Genomic DNA, 19,176 nt, shown 5'->3' with positions numbered 1-19,176 from the left:
GAACAGGTAATGCTGTTTAGGAAGCAAGCGTTCAAACAGATTTATAAATCTTTTTGAACGAGTGCAAAAAAGTGAAGCAGTACTTCACACAACAATTATTCAATATTAATTACAAGAATAATTACCTCTTTTTATTCGTTTTAAATTTTTTTAAAATGAAAAAAATTACCTTTTTTTTATTCTTGTTTGCAGGCATACTTGCAAACGCCCAGACATTTACACTTAAAGGAAAAGTTGTAGATGAAAACAATGAATCTTTATTAGGAGCAACTATCTTGGTAAAAGAGCCCAAGAAAGGAACTTCCACAGATTTTGACGGAAAGTTCAGTGTAAATCTTCCTAAAGGAAATTATACCATTCAAGTTTCATTTATTGGTTACAAAACGGTTTTAAAAGAAATCTTCCTGACTAAAAGTGATGAAATTAATTTTAATTTATTGCCAAATTCTACTGTACTTGAGGAAGTATTGGTTTCTGCAGTTCGGGCAAGTGCAGATGTTCCGGTTACATTTTCTAACCTCTCAAAACGGGAAATTGCAAAACGTAATTTAGGACAGGATATTCCTATTTTACTAAATTACATGCCTTCTGTCGTTTCTTCTTCTGATGCTGGTGCAGGAGTTGGTTACACCTACATGAGTGTGCGTGGTTCTAATGGAGAAAAAATTAATGTTACTATAAACGGAATTCCATACAATGACCCAGAAAGCCATGGAACTTTTTGGGTGAACTTAAGCGATTTTGCTTCTTCTACAGAGAATTTACAATTACAACGTGGAGTGGGAACCTCGACAAACGGTTCTGGTGCTTTTGGTGCAAGTTTAAATATTTTAACGGATGCTCTTTCTAAAGAGGCTTTTGGAGAAATTTCTAATTCTTTTGGCTCTTTCGGAACACGAAAACATACCGTAAAATTTAGCACTGGTAAGCTTAATGACCACATAGAAATTGCTGGACGCTTATCTAATATTTACTCTGATGGCTACATCGACAGGGCTTTTGCAGATTTAAAATCCTACTATTTACAAGGAAGCTATACGGATGAAAATACGTTAATAAAAGCAGTTACTTTTGGTGGAAAAGAGATAACATACCAAGCATGGGCTGGCTTAGATGCGACTCAACTAGAAACAGACAGAAAACAAAACCCATACACCTATGAAAATGAAGTTGATGACTATCAACAAAATCATTATCAATTGCATTGGAATGAAAAATTGAATAAAAGTTGGTCTACAAATTTAGCCTTGAACTACACAAAAGGTGCTGGATTTTTTGAGCAATTTAAAGAAGAGGAAGCTGCTAGTGATTTTAATAATTTAATCGTTGATGGCACAGATGTTATTGTAAGACGTTGGTTAGACAACGATTTTTATGTGGTAAATTTCAACACAAATTATAAAACGGATAAACTGAATTTCATTTCCGGAATATCCTATTCTCGTTATACTGGAGATCATTTTGGTGAAGTTATTTGGGGAGAACGTTTAGCTGAAAACACTAATATAAGAGATCGTTATTACTTTTCTGACGCTAAAAAAACAGACTTCTCAATTTTTGCAAAAGCAACGTTTAAAATTAATACGAGACTTTCTGGTTATGCAGATGTGCAAGGAAGATTTGTAAACTATCTAACAGAAGGAATTACTTCTGACTTGGCAAATATTAATGTTGATGCTAGCTTTAACTTTTTTAACCCTAAGTTTGGATTGACTTATAAAATTAACGATTACAATAATTTATATACCTCTTTTGCAGTTGCCAATAGAGAGCCCAAAAGAAATGATTTTGAAAGTGGAGTTACAACTCCTGAAACGTTAAATGATTTAGAATTTGGATGGCGTTTGAAAAAAGAAAACATCAAATTAAACACCAATATCTATTACATGGATTATAAAAATCAGTTGGTATTAACTGGCGCTATCGATGATGTTGGTGCACCCATAAGAACAACTTCTGGTAATAGTTACAGACTTGGTTTAGAGATTGATGCTGATCTTACATTATCTGATAAATTCTCTATGAAACCAAATGTCGCTTTTAGCTCAAATAAAAACAAAAATCTTATTGCTCAAATAGATGGGAAACTAGAAAATTTAGGAAATACAAATTTGTCTTTTTCTCCTGATATCGTTGTTGGAAATATATTTTTGTACAATCCTTTAGAAAACTTACAAATTTCATTCTTATCTAAATTTGTTGGCAAACAGTTTATGAGTAATTTTAGCAGTACCGTTTCTAGTAACGATGTTTTAGATAGCTTTTTTACTTCTGATTTAAATGTTGTTTATGAAATTAAACCTGCTAAAATATTTAAATCCGTAGTGTTTTCTGCTTTGATAAATAACCTTTTTAATACAGAATATGTAGATAGGGGTTACTATTACACTTACGATGATACTTGGTCTGCCGCAAATCAAACTACTACTTTAGATGGTGCTGGTTATTATCCGCAAGCAACTAGAAACTTCTTAGTTGGAGTTACTTTTAAGTTTTAGAAAGTAACTTTTCTATAAAACAAATAAAATCCCAAGTTTACACTTGGGATTTTATCATTAACAATGCTTTTTGTAATTGACTTTTCATTAGAAAGGTATTAGTGAATTACTTATAAACAGGTTAAAATCATTCGTTTTTATCGATCTATTCTACCTACCGCACAACTCACAAAAGACTTTGCCTTATGTAAAACTGTATTTTTATAACCAACTTCTGGATACCCTAATTTAGCTAATTTTTCTTTGATAGTTTCTAAATCGTCATTTTCTGAAATTATTGAAACTATTGAATTCTCAACATCCACTGTTACCTCTTTTACAGCGTTCAAACTTAATAATCCTTTTTTAATAGTCGTTGCACAACCACCACATTTTAAATTTTCTATTTGAATTGCTGTTGTCATCATTCTTAATTTTCTTGTTTCCATTGATTGTATCCACCTAAAATATTATAAACCTCATAACCTTCCTTTTTGAGTATTTTTGCTGATTTTCCGCTTCTATTGCCACTTCTGCAATACAAATAAACTGGTTTACTTTTATCTAATTGTTTAACCGCTTTTGTGTAAAAATTAGCATCAAAAAAATTAGCAAATTTTGCGGTCTTTATAAATCCTTGTTCTATTTCTTTTGGTGCTCTAACATCCAATAACTGAGTGTTTCCTTTTTTGAGTAAGACTTTTAATTCTATCGTAGAAATTGATTTTATTTCTTCTTGTGCACTACAATTGATGAAAAAGAAACTCATCAAAAAAAAGATTAAAAAATTTTTCATTTTATTTATTTTAAAGTTGACGGACAAACGGCTGCTGTTCTTTCTATCGTTGTATTTCTGACAGCTGCATAACCCCCTGCGACATCAATGACATTATGAAAACCGCGAGCTTTTAAAATTGAAGCTGCAATTACAGATCGATAACCACCCGCACAATGCACATAAAATTCTTCCTTTTTTGGGAATTCAGAAATATGCTTATTTAGAAAATCTAACGGGGTACTTTCTGCTATCTTAATATGTTCACTTGCAAATTCTCCTGGTTTTCTTACATCAAAAACGAGTGCGTTTTCATTTATTTTTTGCTCTAAAACTTCAACTGAAACAGATGATAAAGTGTCAATTTCTTTCTCCGATTTTTGCCAAGAAGCAAAACTTCCGTCTAAATACCCTAATACATTATCAAAACCAACTCTGGACAAACGTATAATTGTATCTGCTTCTTTTCCTTGAGGTGTTACCAATAAAATTGGTTGCTGTATGTCTTTTATTAAAGCACCCACCCAAGGCGCAAAACCACCATCAATTCCTATAAAAATTGATTGAGGAATAAATCCCTTTATAAATTCTGATTGATGCCTAACATCTAAAATTATAGCATCCGTTTCGTTTGCAATCAGTTCAAAATCTTTTACTGATAAAGGTTTCGCAGAAGTTTTGATGATATCATCAATATTTTTATATCCCTCTTTATTTAACTTCACATTTAGAGGGAAATAGGCAGGAGGAGGCAACAATCCATCAGTAACTTCTTTGACAAATTCTTCTTTGGTCATATTTGCTCTTAATGCGTAATTGGTTTCTTTTTGATTCCCAATTGTACCAATCGTTTCTTTGCTTAAATTTTTACCGCAAGCAGAACCTGCTCCATGCGCAGGATATACAATAACTTCATCTGCCAAAGGCATTACTTTATTCCGCAAACTATCAAATAAAAAACCTGCTAAATCTTTTTCTGTAAGCTCTCCTTTTTGAGCCAAATCGGGCCTACCAACATCACCTAAAAACAATGTATCTCCGCTAAAAAGTGCATGATCCTTACCATCTTTATCTTTCAATAAAAAACATGAACTTTCCATTGTATGACCTGGAGTGTGTAATACAGTTATAGTAATATCTCCAACTTTAAAAACCTGATCATCTTCTGCAATAATTGCCTCAAAATTGGTTTTTGCTGAAGGTCCAAAAACAATTGCTGCTCCTGTCTTTTCTGCTAATGTAACATGACCACTAACAAAATCCGCATGAAAGTGGGTTTCAAAAATATATTTAATTTTTGCATTATTTATAGCTGCTTTATCTACATAATCTTGCACTTCTCTTAATGGATCTATAATTGCTACTTCTCCCTTACTTTCTATATAATAAGCCCCTTGTGCTAAACAGCCTGTATAAATTTGTTCTATTATCATAATTCTTAACTACCGCGATTTTTAACCGGTAAAATTACATTTAAGTTTAACTATTTTAAATGATATTTATCATCCAAATTATAACCTATTTGTATGCTTGATGTATATACTTTGAATACTTCTCTTGCTGTTTTCTATTGCCAGTTTTATAAAACTTTACCGCTTGATTTGCTTTCCTAAAAAAATGATTGATATCTATAATCTCTAAAATACCACTTCTAAAAAAATCATCTCTTACGGGGCCTTTAACACCTGCAAAATAAAAAACTACCCCTTTTTTCTGATAATACTTAATGCGTTCTTTTAACATTTCTACTCCCGTACTATCTACTCTATTAATACTCTCTGCATCCAATACTATCAATTTTAATGCCTTTCCTTTTTGGGCTGCCATTTCGTCTAAATTATCTCTAAAATAACTTGAATTTGCATAAAATATCTGAGCATCAAACCTAAAAACTAAAATGTCATCCTCAATAATTACTTCTTCAAAACGATTTTTATTTCTGTAAAAATTTGAGTTTGGAACCTTCCCTAATTCAGTTACATAAGGTCTTGATGTTCTGTAAATTAGAACAAACAAAGACAAACCAACACCGACTATAATTCCGTATTCAATTCCTAATAACAAGGTTGCTAAAAAAGTGGATAACATCAACCAAAAATCTAAATTATTAGCCTTCCATAAAAAAATAGCTTCTTTGAAATTTATCAATCCAAAAACGGCAACAATAATAATTGCAGCCAATACTGTTTTTGGTAAATGATAAAATAATGGGGTTAAAAATAATAATGTAATGATAACCATGACAACAGAGATGAGTGCTGCCATTCCTGTTTTTCCACCACTTTCTTGATTGATTGCTGACCTAGAAAAACTTGAGGTTGTTGGATAAGATTTAAAAAAAGAACCAACCATATTACTTAACCCTAAAGCAATTAATTCTTGGTTAGGTCTTATTCTATATTCGTCTTGTTTTGCCTCCAAAGACTTTCCAATAGAGATAGTTTCTAAATAACCCACCATGACTAAAGTTAATGCAATTGGAAACAACTCTCTTATAAGATCTAAATCAAATTCAGGAATCCCGAAAACTGGCAATCCTGACGGAATACCTTTTACGATTGAAACATCATTAAAACTTTTTCCAAAATATTTCATAATTACAATCCCAAGAATTACAACGATTAAGGCATTCGGAATTTTTTTATTTATCTTTCTGAAAATAATAATAGTGATAACCGATATCAATCCAATTATTGTTGTGGGCTTCTTAAAGGTTGCCATTTGAAACCAAATATCTTCTAAAACATATTGAATTTGGTCACTTTGAATAAAATCTACACCCAATAAATTTCTGAATTGATTCAGCCCAATTATGAGGGCTACAGCAGAGGTAAATCCAGTAATTACTGGTTTTGATAAAAAATTTACAATAAACCCTAGACTAAAAACTCCTAGTATAAATTGAATAGTACCTACCATTAAACCTAACAGAATAGCGATGGCAATGTAGCTTTCTGAACCTGCTAATGCTAAAGTCGATACACCCGTTGCAACAATTAAGGAATCCATTGCAACAGGACCAATAGCTACCTGTCTTGAAGATCCAAAGATAGCATACATAACCTGCGGAACTAATGCGCAATACAGCCCATAAATTGGTGGCAAACCAGCAATTAATGCATACGCAATTCCTTGTGGAATTAAAATGATACCCACAGTAATTCCTGCAACTAAATCTCCTTTAAAAAGAGATCTATTGTAGTTTGGTAACCACTCTAAAATTGGTATAACTTTTTTGATATTCATGAATTCTTAGACTTTGCCTGTGAACTTTTTGTTAAGCACAAATTATTGAATCATAATTAGCCTTTTAAAACAATTCTCCTTGATCTCTGCCTTTTGTCCTACCCAAATGCTGATAGGCTAATTCTGTAACTTCTCTCCCTCTTGGAGTTCTCATAATAAAACCTTGCTGAATTAAAAAAGGTTCATATACTTCTTCAATAGTCTCTGTATTTTCGGAAACCGCAGTTGCGATAGTACTAATTCCTACGGGTCCTCCTTTGAATTTATCAATGATCACCTCCAAAATCTTATTATCCATTTCATCTAAGCCGTGAGCATCAACATTTAATGCTTTTAATGCATATTTTGCTATTGCAATGGTTATAGATCCATCTCCTTTTATCTGAGCAAAATCTCTTACCCTACGCAGCAAAGAATTCGCAATTCTTGGAGTACCTCTGCTTCTTCCTGCAATTTCAATTGCTGACTCCATAGAAATTGGCACTTTTAAAATATGTGCACTTCTTTGAATAATTGTTGTTAGCAGTTCTGTTGAATAGTAATGTAGTCTTGTACTTATTCCGAAACGAGCTCTCATTGGAGCAGTCAACAATCCTGATCGTGTTGTAGCCCCAATTAAAGTAAAGGGTTCTAAATTGATTTGAACAGTTCTAGCATTAGGGCCAGATTCGATCATAATATCAATTTTATAATCTTCCATTGCTGAATACAAATACTCTTCTACAATTGGACTTAATCTGTGAATTTCATCAATAAATAAAACATCTCGTTCATCAAGATTTGTGAGCAGTCCGGCTAAATCACCCGGTTTATCTAAAACTGGACCAGAAGTAACTTTAATACCTACCTGTAATTCGTTTGCTAAAATATGTGCCAACGTAGTTTTCCCTAAACCTGGAGGGCCATGAAACAAGGTGTGATCTAAAGCTTCATCTCTTTGATTGGCTGCCTCAACAAATATTTTCAGATTTTCTAAAGCTTGGTCTTGTCCTGTAAAATCATCAAAAGATAGTGGGCGTAATTTTTTTTCTACGTCTATATCTTCATTTGTTAAATGACTGTTATCAGGATTTAAGTTTTCATTCATACTTACAAATATAAGAGATTTTGAATCAGGTTAAATATACCTTTTACCAGAGAATGAGAAAACCTTTCCAAATAGGAAAGGTTTTTAAATTTTTATGATAAGATACCGTTGATTAAACGGATAAAATCAGAACTTTAAGATTGTTCTTCTCCTTCTAATAAAGGTGTAGTTTGTAGCACAAAATCTTGACCATGTAAATAATCGCTATCATCATCATTTGCATCTACTCTTTTACTATAATCATAAGCCCATCTATGAACTTCTGGTATTTTACCTGGCCAATTTCCGTGAATATGTTCTACTGGTGTAGTCCATTCCAAGGTATTAGATTTCCACGGATTTTGAGTTGCCTTCGCTCCTCTATACATTGAGATAAAAAAGTTCGCAATAAAGATTATTTGAGCAATACCACCTACTAAAGCAAAAAGTGTAATAACTACATTTATCTGAAGTAAATCGTCAAACATTGGAAATGCAGTATTAGAATAATATCTTCTCGGTAAACCTGCTAATCCAATAAAATGCATTGGCCAGAAAACTCCATAAGCACAAATAATTGTAATCCAAAAGTGCCAATACCCCAATGTTTTATTCATCATTCTACCATACATTTTTGGAAACCAATGATAAATACCAGCATACATTCCAAAAATTGCAGAAACACCCATCACCAGGTGAAAGTGAGCAACCACAAAATAGGTATCGTGAATATTAATATCTAGCGCAGAATCTGCTAAAACAAGACCCGTTAAACCACCTGTTACGAATGTTGAAACTAATCCGATAGAGAATAACATTGCAGGATTTAACTGCAAATTACCTTTCCACAAAGTTGTAATATAATTAAACGCTTTTACCGCTGATGGAATTGCAATTAATAGCGTTGTAAATGTAAATACTGATCCTAAGAAAGGATTCATTCCTGAAATAAACATGTGATGCCCCCAAACAATCGTCGATAAAAATGCAATTGCCATAATAGACATAATCATTGCTCTATATCCAAAAATTGGTTTTCTAGAATTTGTTGAAATAATCTCTGATGTTATTCCTAATGCTGGCAACAATACAATGTATACTTCTGGGTGACCTAGGAACCAAAACAAGTGTTCAAATAATACTGGCGATCCTCCTTGATAATGCAATACTTCTCCAGAAATAAAAATATCTGATAAATAAAATGATGTTCCAAAACTTCTATCAAAAATCAACAATAAAGCTGCCGATAATAAAACAGGGAAAGAAACTACACCAATAATTGCAGTGATAAAAAATGCCCACATTGTTAATGGCAACCTTGTCATTTTCATTCCTTTTGTTCTTAAATTGAATATTGTAACAATATAATTCAAGGCTCCAATTAGCGAAGATGCAACGAAAATAGCCATAGACACTAACCACAATGTCATACCTGCTCCAGATCCTGGAATAGCTTGTGGTAAAGCACTTAAAGGAGGGTAAATTGTCCAACCTGCAGACGCCGGTCCTGCTTCAACAAATAATGAAATTACCATGATTACACTCGATACAAAGAATAACCAATATGAAATCATATTTAAAAATCCAGAAGCCATATCTCTAGCTCCAATCTGCAATGGAATTAATAAATTTGAGAATGTTCCACTCAAGCCTGCCGTTAAAACAAAGAATACCATAATAGTACCATGAATTGTTACTAAAGCAAGGTAAAAATCTGGATCCATAACCCCATTGGTTTGATGAGAACCTAAGAATGCTTCAATGATTGTAAACGATGTTTCTGGCCAAGCTATCTGTAAACGAAATAACATAGACATAAAAACGGCTATCATTCCCATAAACATTCCTGTAACCAAGAATTGTTTAGAAATCATTTTATGATCTTGACTAAAAATATATTTGGTTACAAATGTTTCTTTATGATGATGTTCTGACATAATCTTTTAATTTGTAGTGTCTTTAAATTTATTATTTAATAATTGATGCTAAAGTTGGTTGTTCTGCAATCCACTCGTCATAATCTTCTTGCTCTACAACCGTAATCTTCATTTGCATGTTGTAGTGTGAAGCCCCACAAATTTTATTACATAATAACAAGTAATTAAACTCATAAAGTTCTTCTTCTCCTTTGGACTTTCTAATTTTATTGATTCCGATAGTTTTTGCAATAACCTCAGGGTTCTGTCTCATTTCTTCTGTGGTAAACTTTGGCGTAAAACCAAACTCTGTCACCATTCCTGGTACACAATTCATTTGAGCTCTAAAGTGTGGCATATAAGCCGAGTGTAAAACATCTTGAGACCGGAACTTGAAATGAATCTTTCTTCCCTTGGGTAAATATAATTCAGTAACCTGCTTGTCATCTGATGCGTTTTTGTCAGACATATCCACACCCATTGTATTTATACCCTTGATATAATTTACGTTTCCTAGACCTAAAGTATTATCATCACCTGCATAACGCGCATCCCATCTAAATTGTTGAGAGTAAACTTCTATAACAATTGGATCTTCGGCATCCGATAAATCCATTACGTTATTCCATTGCCATAAACCATATGATACTAAAACTACTAAAACTACCGCCGGAATGATAGTCCAAATCATTTCTAATTTATGACTATCCGCATAAAATTTTGCTTTTCTTCCTTTACTTCCTCTGTACTTAAATGTAAAGTAAAAAATTAAAAATTGCATGATAAATTGTACAATCCCAATTAACCAAAAGGTAATATTAAATAAGATGTCATCGTGTTCCCCTTCAATAGAAGCAGATTCTGGTAACATTATTACATTCATGAAGATTAAACAATAAATCATCATTGCATAGAAAAATGCCATAAACCATAGCGAATACTTTCCTTGTTTTCTATTATCCTCGTCAGTAGCAATAACATCTCTCAGGTTCATGATTCTGGTAATTTGCCAGAAACTAACTCCGATTGCAATGCCTATAAAAATATAAAATAGCGCTAACATATATTTATCGTCTTAATTATTTTAATTCAATTATTTATTAATGATCTCCTGATTCTTCTCCTGAATGCTCAATATTGTAGTAATGAAAGTGTTTACTTTCTTCTAAAAAAGGATTTCCTTTTGGTATTGGACTCACTTTTGAAAATGCATTTAAAGTGGTATAAATGAATAATCCAATAAAGAAACATAAAGCACTTATCTCTGGAATACCAATATACCATTGTGCACCCACTGTAGAGGGCATAACCATGATAAATACATCCATATAATGACCTGCTAAAATTACGAATCCTCCGATAAACACAAACCAAGGCTTGCTTTTAAAATCACTATTTAATAATAATAGTATCGGAAAAACAAAATTCATCACAACCATTCCTAAAAAAGGTAACTTATACTCTGTAAATCTTGCAACAAAATAAGTAGTCTCTTCAGGAATATCTGCATACCAAATTAACATAAATTGAGAAAACCATAAATACGTCCAGAACACAGAGAAACCAAACATAAATTTGGCTAAATCGTGAATATGACTATCATTTACGTGAGGTAAAGCACCTTTAGCACGCAAATAAATTGTAAAAAACGCTATTACAGTTAATGCGCTTACTAATAAAGAAGCTAATACGTACCAACCAAATAATGTTGAAAACCAATGAGGATCTAAACCCATAATCCAATCCCAAGACATCATCGATTCTGTGATCATAAACAAGAACAAGAAAATAACGGATGCGTTATAATTTTTCTTATATGTTTTATTACCATCATTTGCAGTGTCTTCTTTAATAGAGCTCCTTCTAATAAAGAATCTATAAGCATTCCATATTAAAAGATACGCAATGCTTCTTAATAGAAAACCTGTAGAATTCATCCACCAAGATTTGCCATCTACAATTGGATCATAATTATCACTTGTAGGATCAACAGTACCTTCTGCCATCCATGGAAATAGATGGTTCAAATGCATTACCGAAGCAATAACAACTAATGCCATTATAATCGAGACTGGTAATAGATTTGCTGTAATAGCTTCCATTACTCTTAAAATAACAACGGACCAACCAACTTGTGCAACTCTTTGAATCGCATAGAAAGCTAAAACTAATAATGTTATTCCTAAAGAGAAAAATAAAGCTACATAAAATGCTGACCAAGGTCTATTTTGTAGTTGATGTAAAACGTGTTCTGCATGTTCATTATCATGTGAATTTCCATGTACAGCATCAACTTCACTGTGTGCTTCAATCATTGAAGCATGTGCTTCTTTATCTGTTTTTTCAGCATGCGTATCATGGTTGACAGCTTCTCCATGTGGGGCAGCTGTTTCACCATGTGCGCCACCATGAGCATCACTGTTAGAAGCTTCTATTGCATGTTTTGCATCTTCTATAGTTTTTTGAGAACCACTATAAAAACTGAATGCAATTCCTACAACACCAAAAATAATTAGTGCTAATGAGAATGTTTTTAATTTACCTGAGAATTGATACATATCTTTCGTATTCTATCTTTTTGTATTCTATTTTAACAAATCAGCACGTAATACTTCTACGTGTTGAACAATTTGCCAACGTTCTTTGTATGTTAGTTGAGAGGAATGTGAACCCATTAAGTTTTTACCATGGATTAATACATGATAAATACTTCCCTCTGTGATGTCTCTGTCTTTATAGTTTGGAATTCCAGAAAATTTTTCTGAAGTTGATAAATAACCGTTACCATCCCCTTTTTTACCATGACAAGAGACACAATAAATTGTGTACATTTTCTTCCCATTAGTTAAATTCTTTTCATTTACTTCTAAAGGTGATTTTAAAGCTGTTTTAGCTTCTTCATAACCTTCCATAGTATCTGGAATATCATAAGCAGGAGTTCCTCCTCTTGGAATAGTACCAGTTACTGGTTTACTATTCACAGGTTCTCCTCCTAATCCTTCTGCACCATCCGCGTTATAAGGAACAGATTCATACATGTCTGGCATGTATTGTGACTGTCTTGTTGTTTTGTCATTACAAGAAATAATACTTGCAAAAACTACTAAGGCGATAATTAATTTAAAATTCTTCATTATCTATTTATTAGTGCTTATCTACGATATTAATTTCTACAGCTCCAGTTTTCGATAACAAAGAAGTTAATACTTCTTCATTATTGTGAATTGGAATTTCCATTAAAAAATGATCATCTGTAGTTCTAGGATCTGGATTTTCAGCATCTTTAAACGGCCAAATTCTACTTCTCATATAAAAAGTGATTACCATTAAATGGGCTGCAAAAAATACTGTTAATTCGAACATAATTGGCACGAATGCTGGCATATTTTCAAACCATGAAAAACTTGGTTTACCACCAATATCTTGTGGCCAATCCTCAATCATAATGTAATTTGTCATCCAAATTGCAAAAGCTAAACCCGTAATTCCGTACATGAAAGCCGTAATTGCTAATTTTGTTGGAGCTAACCCCATTGCTTTGTCTAGTCCATGCACTGGAAATGGACAAAATACTTCTTCGATATGATGGTGTTCTGCTTTTACAGCTTTAACCGCATCCAACAATACTTCGTCATCGGTATAAAATGCGTGAATAACTTTTGATGCTTCCATAATTATCCGTTTAAATTGTTATCAGAATCCTTCTTTTTATTCCCTGACTTTAAAACAACAATTGCTGGTTTAGTAGGAATTCCTTGTTCACTTCTCTTCTTGTAAAACTCACCAGAAGATTTTAGTATTGTTTTTACTTCCGCTTGCGCGATTACAGGGAACGTTCTTGCATATAATAAAAACAATACGAAGAAGAAACCTATGGTTCCAATAAAGATACCCACATCAACAAATGTAGGCTCAAAACGCCACCAAGTTGATGGTAAATGACCTTTACTTAATACAATTGCAATAATGTCGAAACGCTCAAACCACATTCCAATATTAATAGCTATAGAAATAATAAAAGTGATGATAAAACTTCTTCTAAATTTCTTTATCCATAATAGTTGAGGCGTAATAATATTAAATATAATTAACGACCAGAATGCCCATTTATAAGGACCCGTTGCAGCCCCTACAGATAAATACGTATAGTTTTCGTAAGGAGAACCTGTGTACCATGCGATGAAGAATTCAGTTGCATACGCTACCGCTACAATTCCACCTGTAAGAATAATTACAATATTCATATATTCAATGTGCATACGAGTAATATAATCTTCCATGTTTGTCACCTTTCTCATGATTCCTAATAACGTTTGAACCATTGCAAATCCGGAAAAGATTGCTCCTGCTACGAAGTATGGAGGAAAAATAGTTGAGTGCCATCCAGGGTTTATTGAAGTAGCAAAATCCATAGATACGATTGTATGCACAGAAAGAACTAATGGTGTTGCTAAACCTGCAAGCACTAAAGATACTTCTTCGAAACGTTGCCAATCTTTTGCTCTACCAGACCAACCGAATGATAATAATGCGTAAATTTTCTTTTGAAAAGGCTTCACAGCTCTATCACGAATCATTGCAAAATCTGGTAATAAACCTGTCCACCAAAAAACTAGTGATACCGATAAATACGTTGAGATTGCAAAAACATCCCACAATAATGGAGAATTAAAATTCACCCACAATGATCCGAATTGATTTGGAAGCGGTAACACCCAATATGCATTCCAAGGACGTCCCATGTGAATAATTGGAAACAATCCTGCTTGAAAAACCGCAAAAATTGTCATTGCTTCTGCAGAACGGTTAATTGCCATTCTCCACTTTTGACGGAATAATAAAAGTACTGCAGAAATTAAAGTTCCCGCATGACCAATACCTACCCACCATACAAAGTTCGTAATATCCCAAGCCCATCCAATGTTCTTGTTTAATCCCCAAACTCCAATACCAGTTCCTACTGTGTAGAAGATACATCCAAATCCCCATAGCATTGCTGCTAAAGAAATATAAAATGCTATATACCAATTCTTATTTGCAGCACCTTCTATAGGTCTTGCAATGTCTTCGGTAATATCGTGGTAACTTTTATCACCTAATACTAAAGGTTCCCTTATGGGTGCTTCGTAATGAGACATATTTTTATATCTTAGTTTTTGATTACGCTTCGTTTGTATTCTTAACTTTCACTTGATAGATTACATTTGGTTTTGTCTGTAAATAATCTAACACGTTATAAGCTCTCTTATCCGCTGCTAATGCAGCTACTTTATCTTCTTTTTTATTAACATCTCCAAAAACCATAGCTCCTGTTGTACATGCAGACGAACAAGCTGTTTCAAACTCATCGGTATTTACAGTTCTACCTTCTTTCTTAGCTTTTAGAATTGTTGCCTGTGTCATTTGAATACACATAGAGCACTTTTCCATAACTCCTCTAGAACGAACAACAACATCTGGATTCAATACCATTTTACCATATTCGTTGTTCATGTTAAAGTCAAACTCGTTATTATTTGAATAATTAAACCAGTTAAATCTACGAACTCTATATGGACAGTTGTTTGCACAATATCTTGTACCTACACACCTGTTATATGCCATTTGGTTTTGACCTTGACGGCCATGTGATGTTGCTGCTACTGGACAAACCGTCTCACATGGAGCATGGTTACAGTGCTGACACATCATTGGCTGAAAACTAACTTCAGGATTCTCTGCTTCAGTTTCTAAAGCTTTATATAAGTCTCCACCGCTTAAGCCCATTTCTTTAGCTTCTTCTCGAGTTTCAACTTCTGAAGAGTAATATCTATCAATACGCAACCAGTGCATATCTCTACCAACTCTAACTTCATTTTTACCTACAACAGGTACATTATTTTCTGCATGACATGCAACAACACATGCACCACAACCCGTACAAGAGGTTAAGTCTATTGATAAATTAAAGTGATGACCTATTTCTCTATTGTGCTCATCCCATAAATCAATTGTTTTTGCCTCAACTTCTTTATGATCGTATGATACATATGCAGGCTTGTTCCAACCGTGATGGTGGTCTTTAGGCGCTACTGTATTGTATTCTTTTAATGATGCTACTTTTAGGATGTCATGACGACCTGCAATTGTTTTTTGTACTTGTGTACAAGCAAATTGATGCGTTCCATCCTCTTTCTCAATAGCAACATTATATTGAATGTTATTACCCCCTTTGTATAAAGGATATGCATTAACACCTACTTGCATTTCTTCTTTTAAACCGAAAGTTTTTCCAAAACCTAAAGCCAATCCTACAGAACCTTTTGCTTGTCCTGGTTGCACCATAACTGGAACAACAACTTCAACGCCATTTAAAGATACTTTGGCATAATCGCCATCAATAGCACCATTATCTTTAACAGGATTAGAAAAACCTAAATCTCTAGCATCTGCCATAGACATGGTTAAATAATTATCCCAAGATGTTCTTGTAATTGGATCTGGAAATTCTTGCAACCAAGGATTGTTTGCTTGTTTACCGTCTCCTAAACCAGTTTTAATATATAAATTCAACTCCATTCCAGAAGTTAATGTACTTTTCTTTAATAATTTTGCAACTTCTGCAATTGAAATATCTCTTGGACTTTCTGTTCCTAAAGAAACAACTTTATTGTAAAAACCATTATGTAAAGCTTTATTCCAAGAAGATCCATCCAAAACTTCTGTAGACCAGAAAGATTTTAAATAGTCATAATATGAAGTTGAACTTCCAGACCATTTTAATAATGTGTCTTGTATTTGACGTGTTTTGAATAATGGTTGAATTGTAGGTTGAATTAAACCATAATTCCCTTCAGAGAACTGAGTATCTCCCCAAGACTCTAAGAAATGTGGCGTTGGTAAAGCATATTCCATTGCATCTACAGTCTCATTATTCTCTATAGACAATGCTACTTTTAAATCTACTTTCTTTAATGCTTCTGTAAATTCAGCTGCATTTGGTAATGAATAAGAAGGATCCACATTCACCGTAAAAATACCACTAACCTTTCCAGATTTCATATCTGAAATCACCTCTTGAACTTGGTTAAAACTTCCTTGACGAATGTTTAATGAGTTCTTGCTATCTAAAACTTCACTATTTAAAGCATTGTTAATTGCTAAAGATATTAATTGTGCATTCACATCATTAATACCCGTCATTACAACACCTTTAGAACCGGCTTTTTTAAGTGATTTTGCTAATTCCTTAATTTCACTATCAATAGGTGTGGCGTTCGATACTATAGAATTACCTGTAATTTCATTATATAAGTTCAATAAGGCAAAAACAACATCCGATGGTTTTGCAACTATACGTTTGTCTGCATTGGCTCCTGTAAGAGACATGTTACTTTCTATCTGAACATGGTAAGACATTTTACCTGATTCTGGTTTTCTACCAGCAACATACGCTTTTTCAAAACCTCCATGAAAATCGCCTAAAAAATCAGCACCAAAAGAAACAATTGTTTCTGCGTTTTCTAATTTATAATTTGGCAAAGCTCTTCTACCATACATTGTTTCAAACGCGTCTGCTGAGGGCGCTTCAGAAACTGCATCATAAATAACATGTTTTGCATTTGGATAACTCGCTAAAAATTCACCAACAACTTTATCTGTTGACGGGCTTGCCATTGTTCCAGTTAATAAAACAACTTGCTTCCCTTCTTTTTTAAAAATAGTTAATTTTTGTCCTATTTCCGAGTCAGCTTCCGCCCAAGAAATAGCATCACCATTTTTAGTTGGTTCTTTTAAACGCATCTTCTCATCGTATAAAGAAAGAACTGCTGCTTGAACTCTAGCACTTGTTGTTCCGTTTGCTTCTTTATTTGGCATTATTTGAATTGGACGACCTTCACGTGTCTTAACTAACACACTTGCAAAATCATACCCATCAGCCATAGACGTCGCGTACCAATCTGCAACACCCGCAATAATATCGTCTGGTTTTACTACGTAAGGAATAGATTTTACAACTGGTCCTTCACATGCCGCTAATGATGCTGCAGCTGTTGTAAAACCAATATACTTTAAGAAATCTCTACGTGAAGTAGAAGAATTCTCAAGTGTTTCTTTATCACCTAAAAAATCATCTGTAGGAATATTTTCTACAAACTCATTTTTACTCAGCGTTTCAACAACAGAACTATCTTTTAGTTCTTCAACACTTTTCCAGTATTTTTTGTTTGAAGCCATTTATACTTTTTTATTTAATGATTTAAAAAATTGAGAAAAAATTCTCGAGATTTTTTAATTTTTGAATTTTTTATTTCTTCCTTTAGTAATGACACTTACCACACTCTAATCCCCCTAACTGAGATATAGTAACTTTTTCTACTCCGTATTTCTTTGCCAATTCGTCGTGAATCTTAGCGTAATATTCATTTCCTTTTAAATCTACGTTTGTCTCTCTGTGACAATTGATACACCAACCCATTGTCAATGAGGAATACTGGTACATTTCATCCATCTCCTCCACAGGGCCATGACATTTCTGACATTTCAAACCTGCAACCGTTACGTGTTGTGCATGATTATAATAGACAAAATCTGGAAGATTGTGAAGGCGAATCCATTTTATCGGTCTTTCTTTTCCTGTATATTCTAATTCTTCTGGATCCCAACCTGCGGCCTTGTAAACTTTTGCAATTTCTTGATCTAATTGAGTTTTACCGTATGTTTGACCGTTCCATTGAATCTCAGTTCCTTCTGCAACTTCGGCAATAGCTTTGTGACAATTCATACATACATTTACAGAAGGTATCCCTGAATGCTTGCTATGCTTTGCTGATGAATGACAATATTGACAATCAATTTTATTATCTCCAGCATGAATCTTATGAGAAAATGCAATAGGTTGAATTGGCTGATACCCTTGATCTACACCAACACTGAACAACATTCCAAATACAATATAGGCTCCTATCAATAATAAAAATATTGTAGATAATACTTTTAAGAAAGTATTGTTTTTAACACCTACCCAAAGCTCTTGTAAATCTCTTCTTAAATTCGATTGTATTGCTGGTTTTTTATTCCCTTTTAACTCACTTACTTGCTTTAGCAAACTAGCAATCATTAAAAACGCAACTACAATAGCAGCTGCTAAAATATAAATTAGCCAATCTGGAGCACCACTTTTCTCTAACACTTGTCCCCCTACTAAAACTTCACCCGCTGCTGGCGCCTTTTTGATTTCACCAACAGTTGTATAGTATAAAATATCATCTATATTTTTATCTGTTAACTGAGGAAAAGCATTCATAGCTGTTGCGCTGTATTGAGCTGCTTCGTAGGCTTCAGCATTTACTTTTTGAAACTCTGCATTATTTTTTATCCAGGCTTTTAACCAATCATTTTCTCTACGCTCCTCAACTGCTCCTAAAGCAGGACCTACTAGTTTCTTATCCAATTTATGACAAGATGCACATAAAGATCTAAATAATTTTCTACCCTCTTTCTGACGAGCCTCATCCATCTCTTGGGAATACGAAGAAATGCTAAACCCAAAAATTAAAAGTAATGTAAGACTTTTAAGAAATACTGATATTAGTCTACTCTGAAATGCTACACTTTTCATATTTACAAACTATAATTTTAGTATTGTGTATAAAATGGCCCAAAACGATTTTTGAACAGTCCGTCAAAAGTACTACTTCTTCCTACATTTTGAAA

Annotated in this window: 14 protein-coding genes; 1 reads left to right on the top strand and 13 read right to left on the bottom strand. The window is 33.4% G+C overall.

Going from position 1 to position 19,176, the window contains the following annotated elements:
• Window positions 1–155 precede the first annotated feature (155 nt).
• The gene (locus tag BLT88_RS01750; RefSeq protein WP_091952608.1) at window positions 156–2,498 is read left to right on the top strand and encodes a TonB-dependent receptor; all 2,343 of its coding nucleotides are present in this window, start codon (window positions 156–158) and stop codon (window positions 2,496–2,498) included.
• Window positions 2,499–2,635: 137 nt separating this feature from the next.
• On the opposite strand, the gene BLT88_RS01745 is transcribed toward BLT88_RS01750, so the two are convergent.
• The 13 genes from BLT88_RS01745 to BLT88_RS01685 form a co-directional block, all read right to left on the bottom strand.
• The gene (locus BLT88_RS01745; RefSeq protein ID WP_231960048.1) at window positions 2,636–2,926 is read right to left on the bottom strand and encodes a heavy-metal-associated domain-containing protein; all 291 of its coding nucleotides are present in this window, start codon (window positions 2,924–2,926) and stop codon (window positions 2,636–2,638) included.
• Entirely contained in the window at window positions 2,908–3,273 is a 366-nt protein-coding gene (locus tag BLT88_RS01740) for a rhodanese-like domain-containing protein (protein ID WP_036784089.1), read from the bottom strand. The genes BLT88_RS01745 and BLT88_RS01740 overlap by 19 nt, the downstream gene beginning before the upstream one ends.
• Window positions 3,274–3,278: 5 nt before the next feature.
• On the bottom strand, window positions 3,279–4,685 hold the full coding sequence (locus BLT88_RS01735) for a rhodanese-like domain-containing protein (protein WP_091952606.1): 1,407 nt from the start codon (window positions 4,683–4,685) through the stop codon (window positions 3,279–3,281).
• Between the two features lie 85 nt (window positions 4,686–4,770).
• Window positions 4,771–6,498: a SulP family inorganic anion transporter gene (locus tag BLT88_RS01730; RefSeq protein WP_091952604.1), complete on the bottom strand. Its 1,728-nt coding sequence runs from the start codon at window positions 6,496–6,498 to the stop codon at window positions 4,771–4,773.
• A gap of 64 nt (window positions 6,499–6,562) precedes the next feature.
• Entirely contained in the window at window positions 6,563–7,585 is a 1,023-nt protein-coding gene (gene ruvB, locus BLT88_RS01725; protein WP_091952602.1) for a Holliday junction branch migration DNA helicase RuvB, read from the bottom strand.
• A 134-nt stretch (window positions 7,586–7,719) separates the two neighbouring features.
• Window positions 7,720–9,501: a cbb3-type cytochrome c oxidase subunit I gene (locus BLT88_RS01720; protein WP_091952600.1), complete on the bottom strand. Its 1,782-nt coding sequence runs from the start codon at window positions 9,499–9,501 to the stop codon at window positions 7,720–7,722.
• 31 nt (window positions 9,502–9,532) lie between these two features.
• On the bottom strand, window positions 9,533–10,543 hold the full coding sequence (locus tag BLT88_RS01715; RefSeq protein WP_091952599.1) for a cytochrome c oxidase subunit II: 1,011 nt from the start codon (window positions 10,541–10,543) through the stop codon (window positions 9,533–9,535).
• 37 nt (window positions 10,544–10,580) lie between these two features.
• Window positions 10,581–12,038 (bottom strand): quinol:cytochrome C oxidoreductase, encoded by a 1,458-nt coding sequence (locus BLT88_RS01710; protein ID WP_091952597.1) that lies wholly within the window; start codon window positions 12,036–12,038, stop codon window positions 10,581–10,583.
• 27 nt (window positions 12,039–12,065) lie between these two features.
• On the bottom strand, window positions 12,066–12,614 hold the full coding sequence (locus BLT88_RS01705) for a cytochrome c (RefSeq protein WP_172824226.1): 549 nt from the start codon (window positions 12,612–12,614) through the stop codon (window positions 12,066–12,068).
• Window positions 12,615–12,624: 10 nt separating this feature from the next.
• On the bottom strand, window positions 12,625–13,152 hold the full coding sequence (locus tag BLT88_RS01700) for a DUF3341 domain-containing protein (protein ID WP_091952596.1): 528 nt from the start codon (window positions 13,150–13,152) through the stop codon (window positions 12,625–12,627).
• Between the two features lie 2 nt (window positions 13,153–13,154).
• Window positions 13,155–14,618, bottom strand: coding sequence for an NrfD/PsrC family molybdoenzyme membrane anchor subunit (nrfD, locus tag BLT88_RS01695; RefSeq protein WP_091952594.1), 1,464 nt, complete (start codon window positions 14,616–14,618; stop codon window positions 13,155–13,157).
• 22 nt (window positions 14,619–14,640) lie between these two features.
• A complete protein-coding gene (locus BLT88_RS01690; RefSeq protein ID WP_091952592.1) occupies window positions 14,641–17,697 on the bottom strand; it encodes a TAT-variant-translocated molybdopterin oxidoreductase in 3,057 nt (1,018 codons plus the stop codon).
• Window positions 17,698–17,779: 82 nt separating this feature from the next.
• On the bottom strand, window positions 17,780–19,081 hold the full coding sequence (locus tag BLT88_RS01685; protein ID WP_091952591.1) for a cytochrome c3 family protein: 1,302 nt from the start codon (window positions 19,079–19,081) through the stop codon (window positions 17,780–17,782).
• Window positions 19,082–19,176 lie beyond the last annotated feature (95 nt).

Source organism: Polaribacter sp. Hel1_33_78 (genome assembly GCF_900106075.1).
Taxonomy (GTDB): Bacteria; Bacteroidota; Bacteroidia; order Flavobacteriales; family Flavobacteriaceae; genus Polaribacter.
Note: the sequence above shows the minus strand (reverse complement) of the source record. Positions and strands in the feature narration are given on the sequence as shown.

What these genes read in the sequence shown, in the direction of transcription:
- BLT88_RS01700 (WP_091952596.1), bottom strand. Translation starts at nt 13,152, where the DNA reads ATGGAAGCATCAAAAGTTATTCACGCATTTTATACCGATGACGAAGTA.
- BLT88_RS01720 (WP_091952600.1), bottom strand. Translation starts at nt 9,501, where the DNA reads ATGTCAGAACATCATCATAAAGAAACATTTGTAACCAAATATATTTTT.
- BLT88_RS01705 (WP_172824226.1), bottom strand. Translation starts at nt 12,614, where the DNA reads ATGAAGAATTTTAAATTAATTATCGCCTTAGTAGTTTTTGCAAGTATT.
- BLT88_RS01710 (WP_091952597.1), bottom strand. Translation starts at nt 12,038, where the DNA reads ATGTATCAATTCTCAGGTAAATTAAAAACATTCTCATTAGCACTAATT.
- BLT88_RS01730 (WP_091952604.1), bottom strand. Translation starts at nt 6,498, where the DNA reads ATGAATATCAAAAAAGTTATACCAATTTTAGAGTGGTTACCAAACTAC.
- BLT88_RS01685 (WP_091952591.1), bottom strand. Translation starts at nt 19,081, where the DNA reads ATGAAAAGTGTAGCATTTCAGAGTAGACTAATATCAGTATTTCTTAAA.
- BLT88_RS01715 (WP_091952599.1), bottom strand. Translation starts at nt 10,543, where the DNA reads ATGTTAGCGCTATTTTATATTTTTATAGGCATTGCAATCGGAGTTAGT.
- BLT88_RS01750 (WP_091952608.1), top strand. Translation starts at nt 156, where the DNA reads ATGAAAAAAATTACCTTTTTTTTATTCTTGTTTGCAGGCATACTTGCA.
- BLT88_RS01740 (WP_036784089.1), bottom strand. Translation starts at nt 3,273, where the DNA reads ATGAAAAATTTTTTAATCTTTTTTTTGATGAGTTTCTTTTTCATCAAT.
- nrfD (WP_091952594.1), bottom strand. Translation starts at nt 14,618, where the DNA reads ATGTCTCATTACGAAGCACCCATAAGGGAACCTTTAGTATTAGGTGAT.
- BLT88_RS01735 (WP_091952606.1), bottom strand. Translation starts at nt 4,685, where the DNA reads ATGATAATAGAACAAATTTATACAGGCTGTTTAGCACAAGGGGCTTAT.
- ruvB (WP_091952602.1), bottom strand. Translation starts at nt 7,585, where the DNA reads ATGAATGAAAACTTAAATCCTGATAACAGTCATTTAACAAATGAAGAT.
- BLT88_RS01745 (WP_231960048.1), bottom strand. Translation starts at nt 2,926, where the DNA reads ATGGAAACAAGAAAATTAAGAATGATGACAACAGCAATTCAAATAGAA.
- BLT88_RS01690 (WP_091952592.1), bottom strand. Translation starts at nt 17,697, where the DNA reads ATGGCTTCAAACAAAAAATACTGGAAAAGTGTTGAAGAACTAAAAGAT.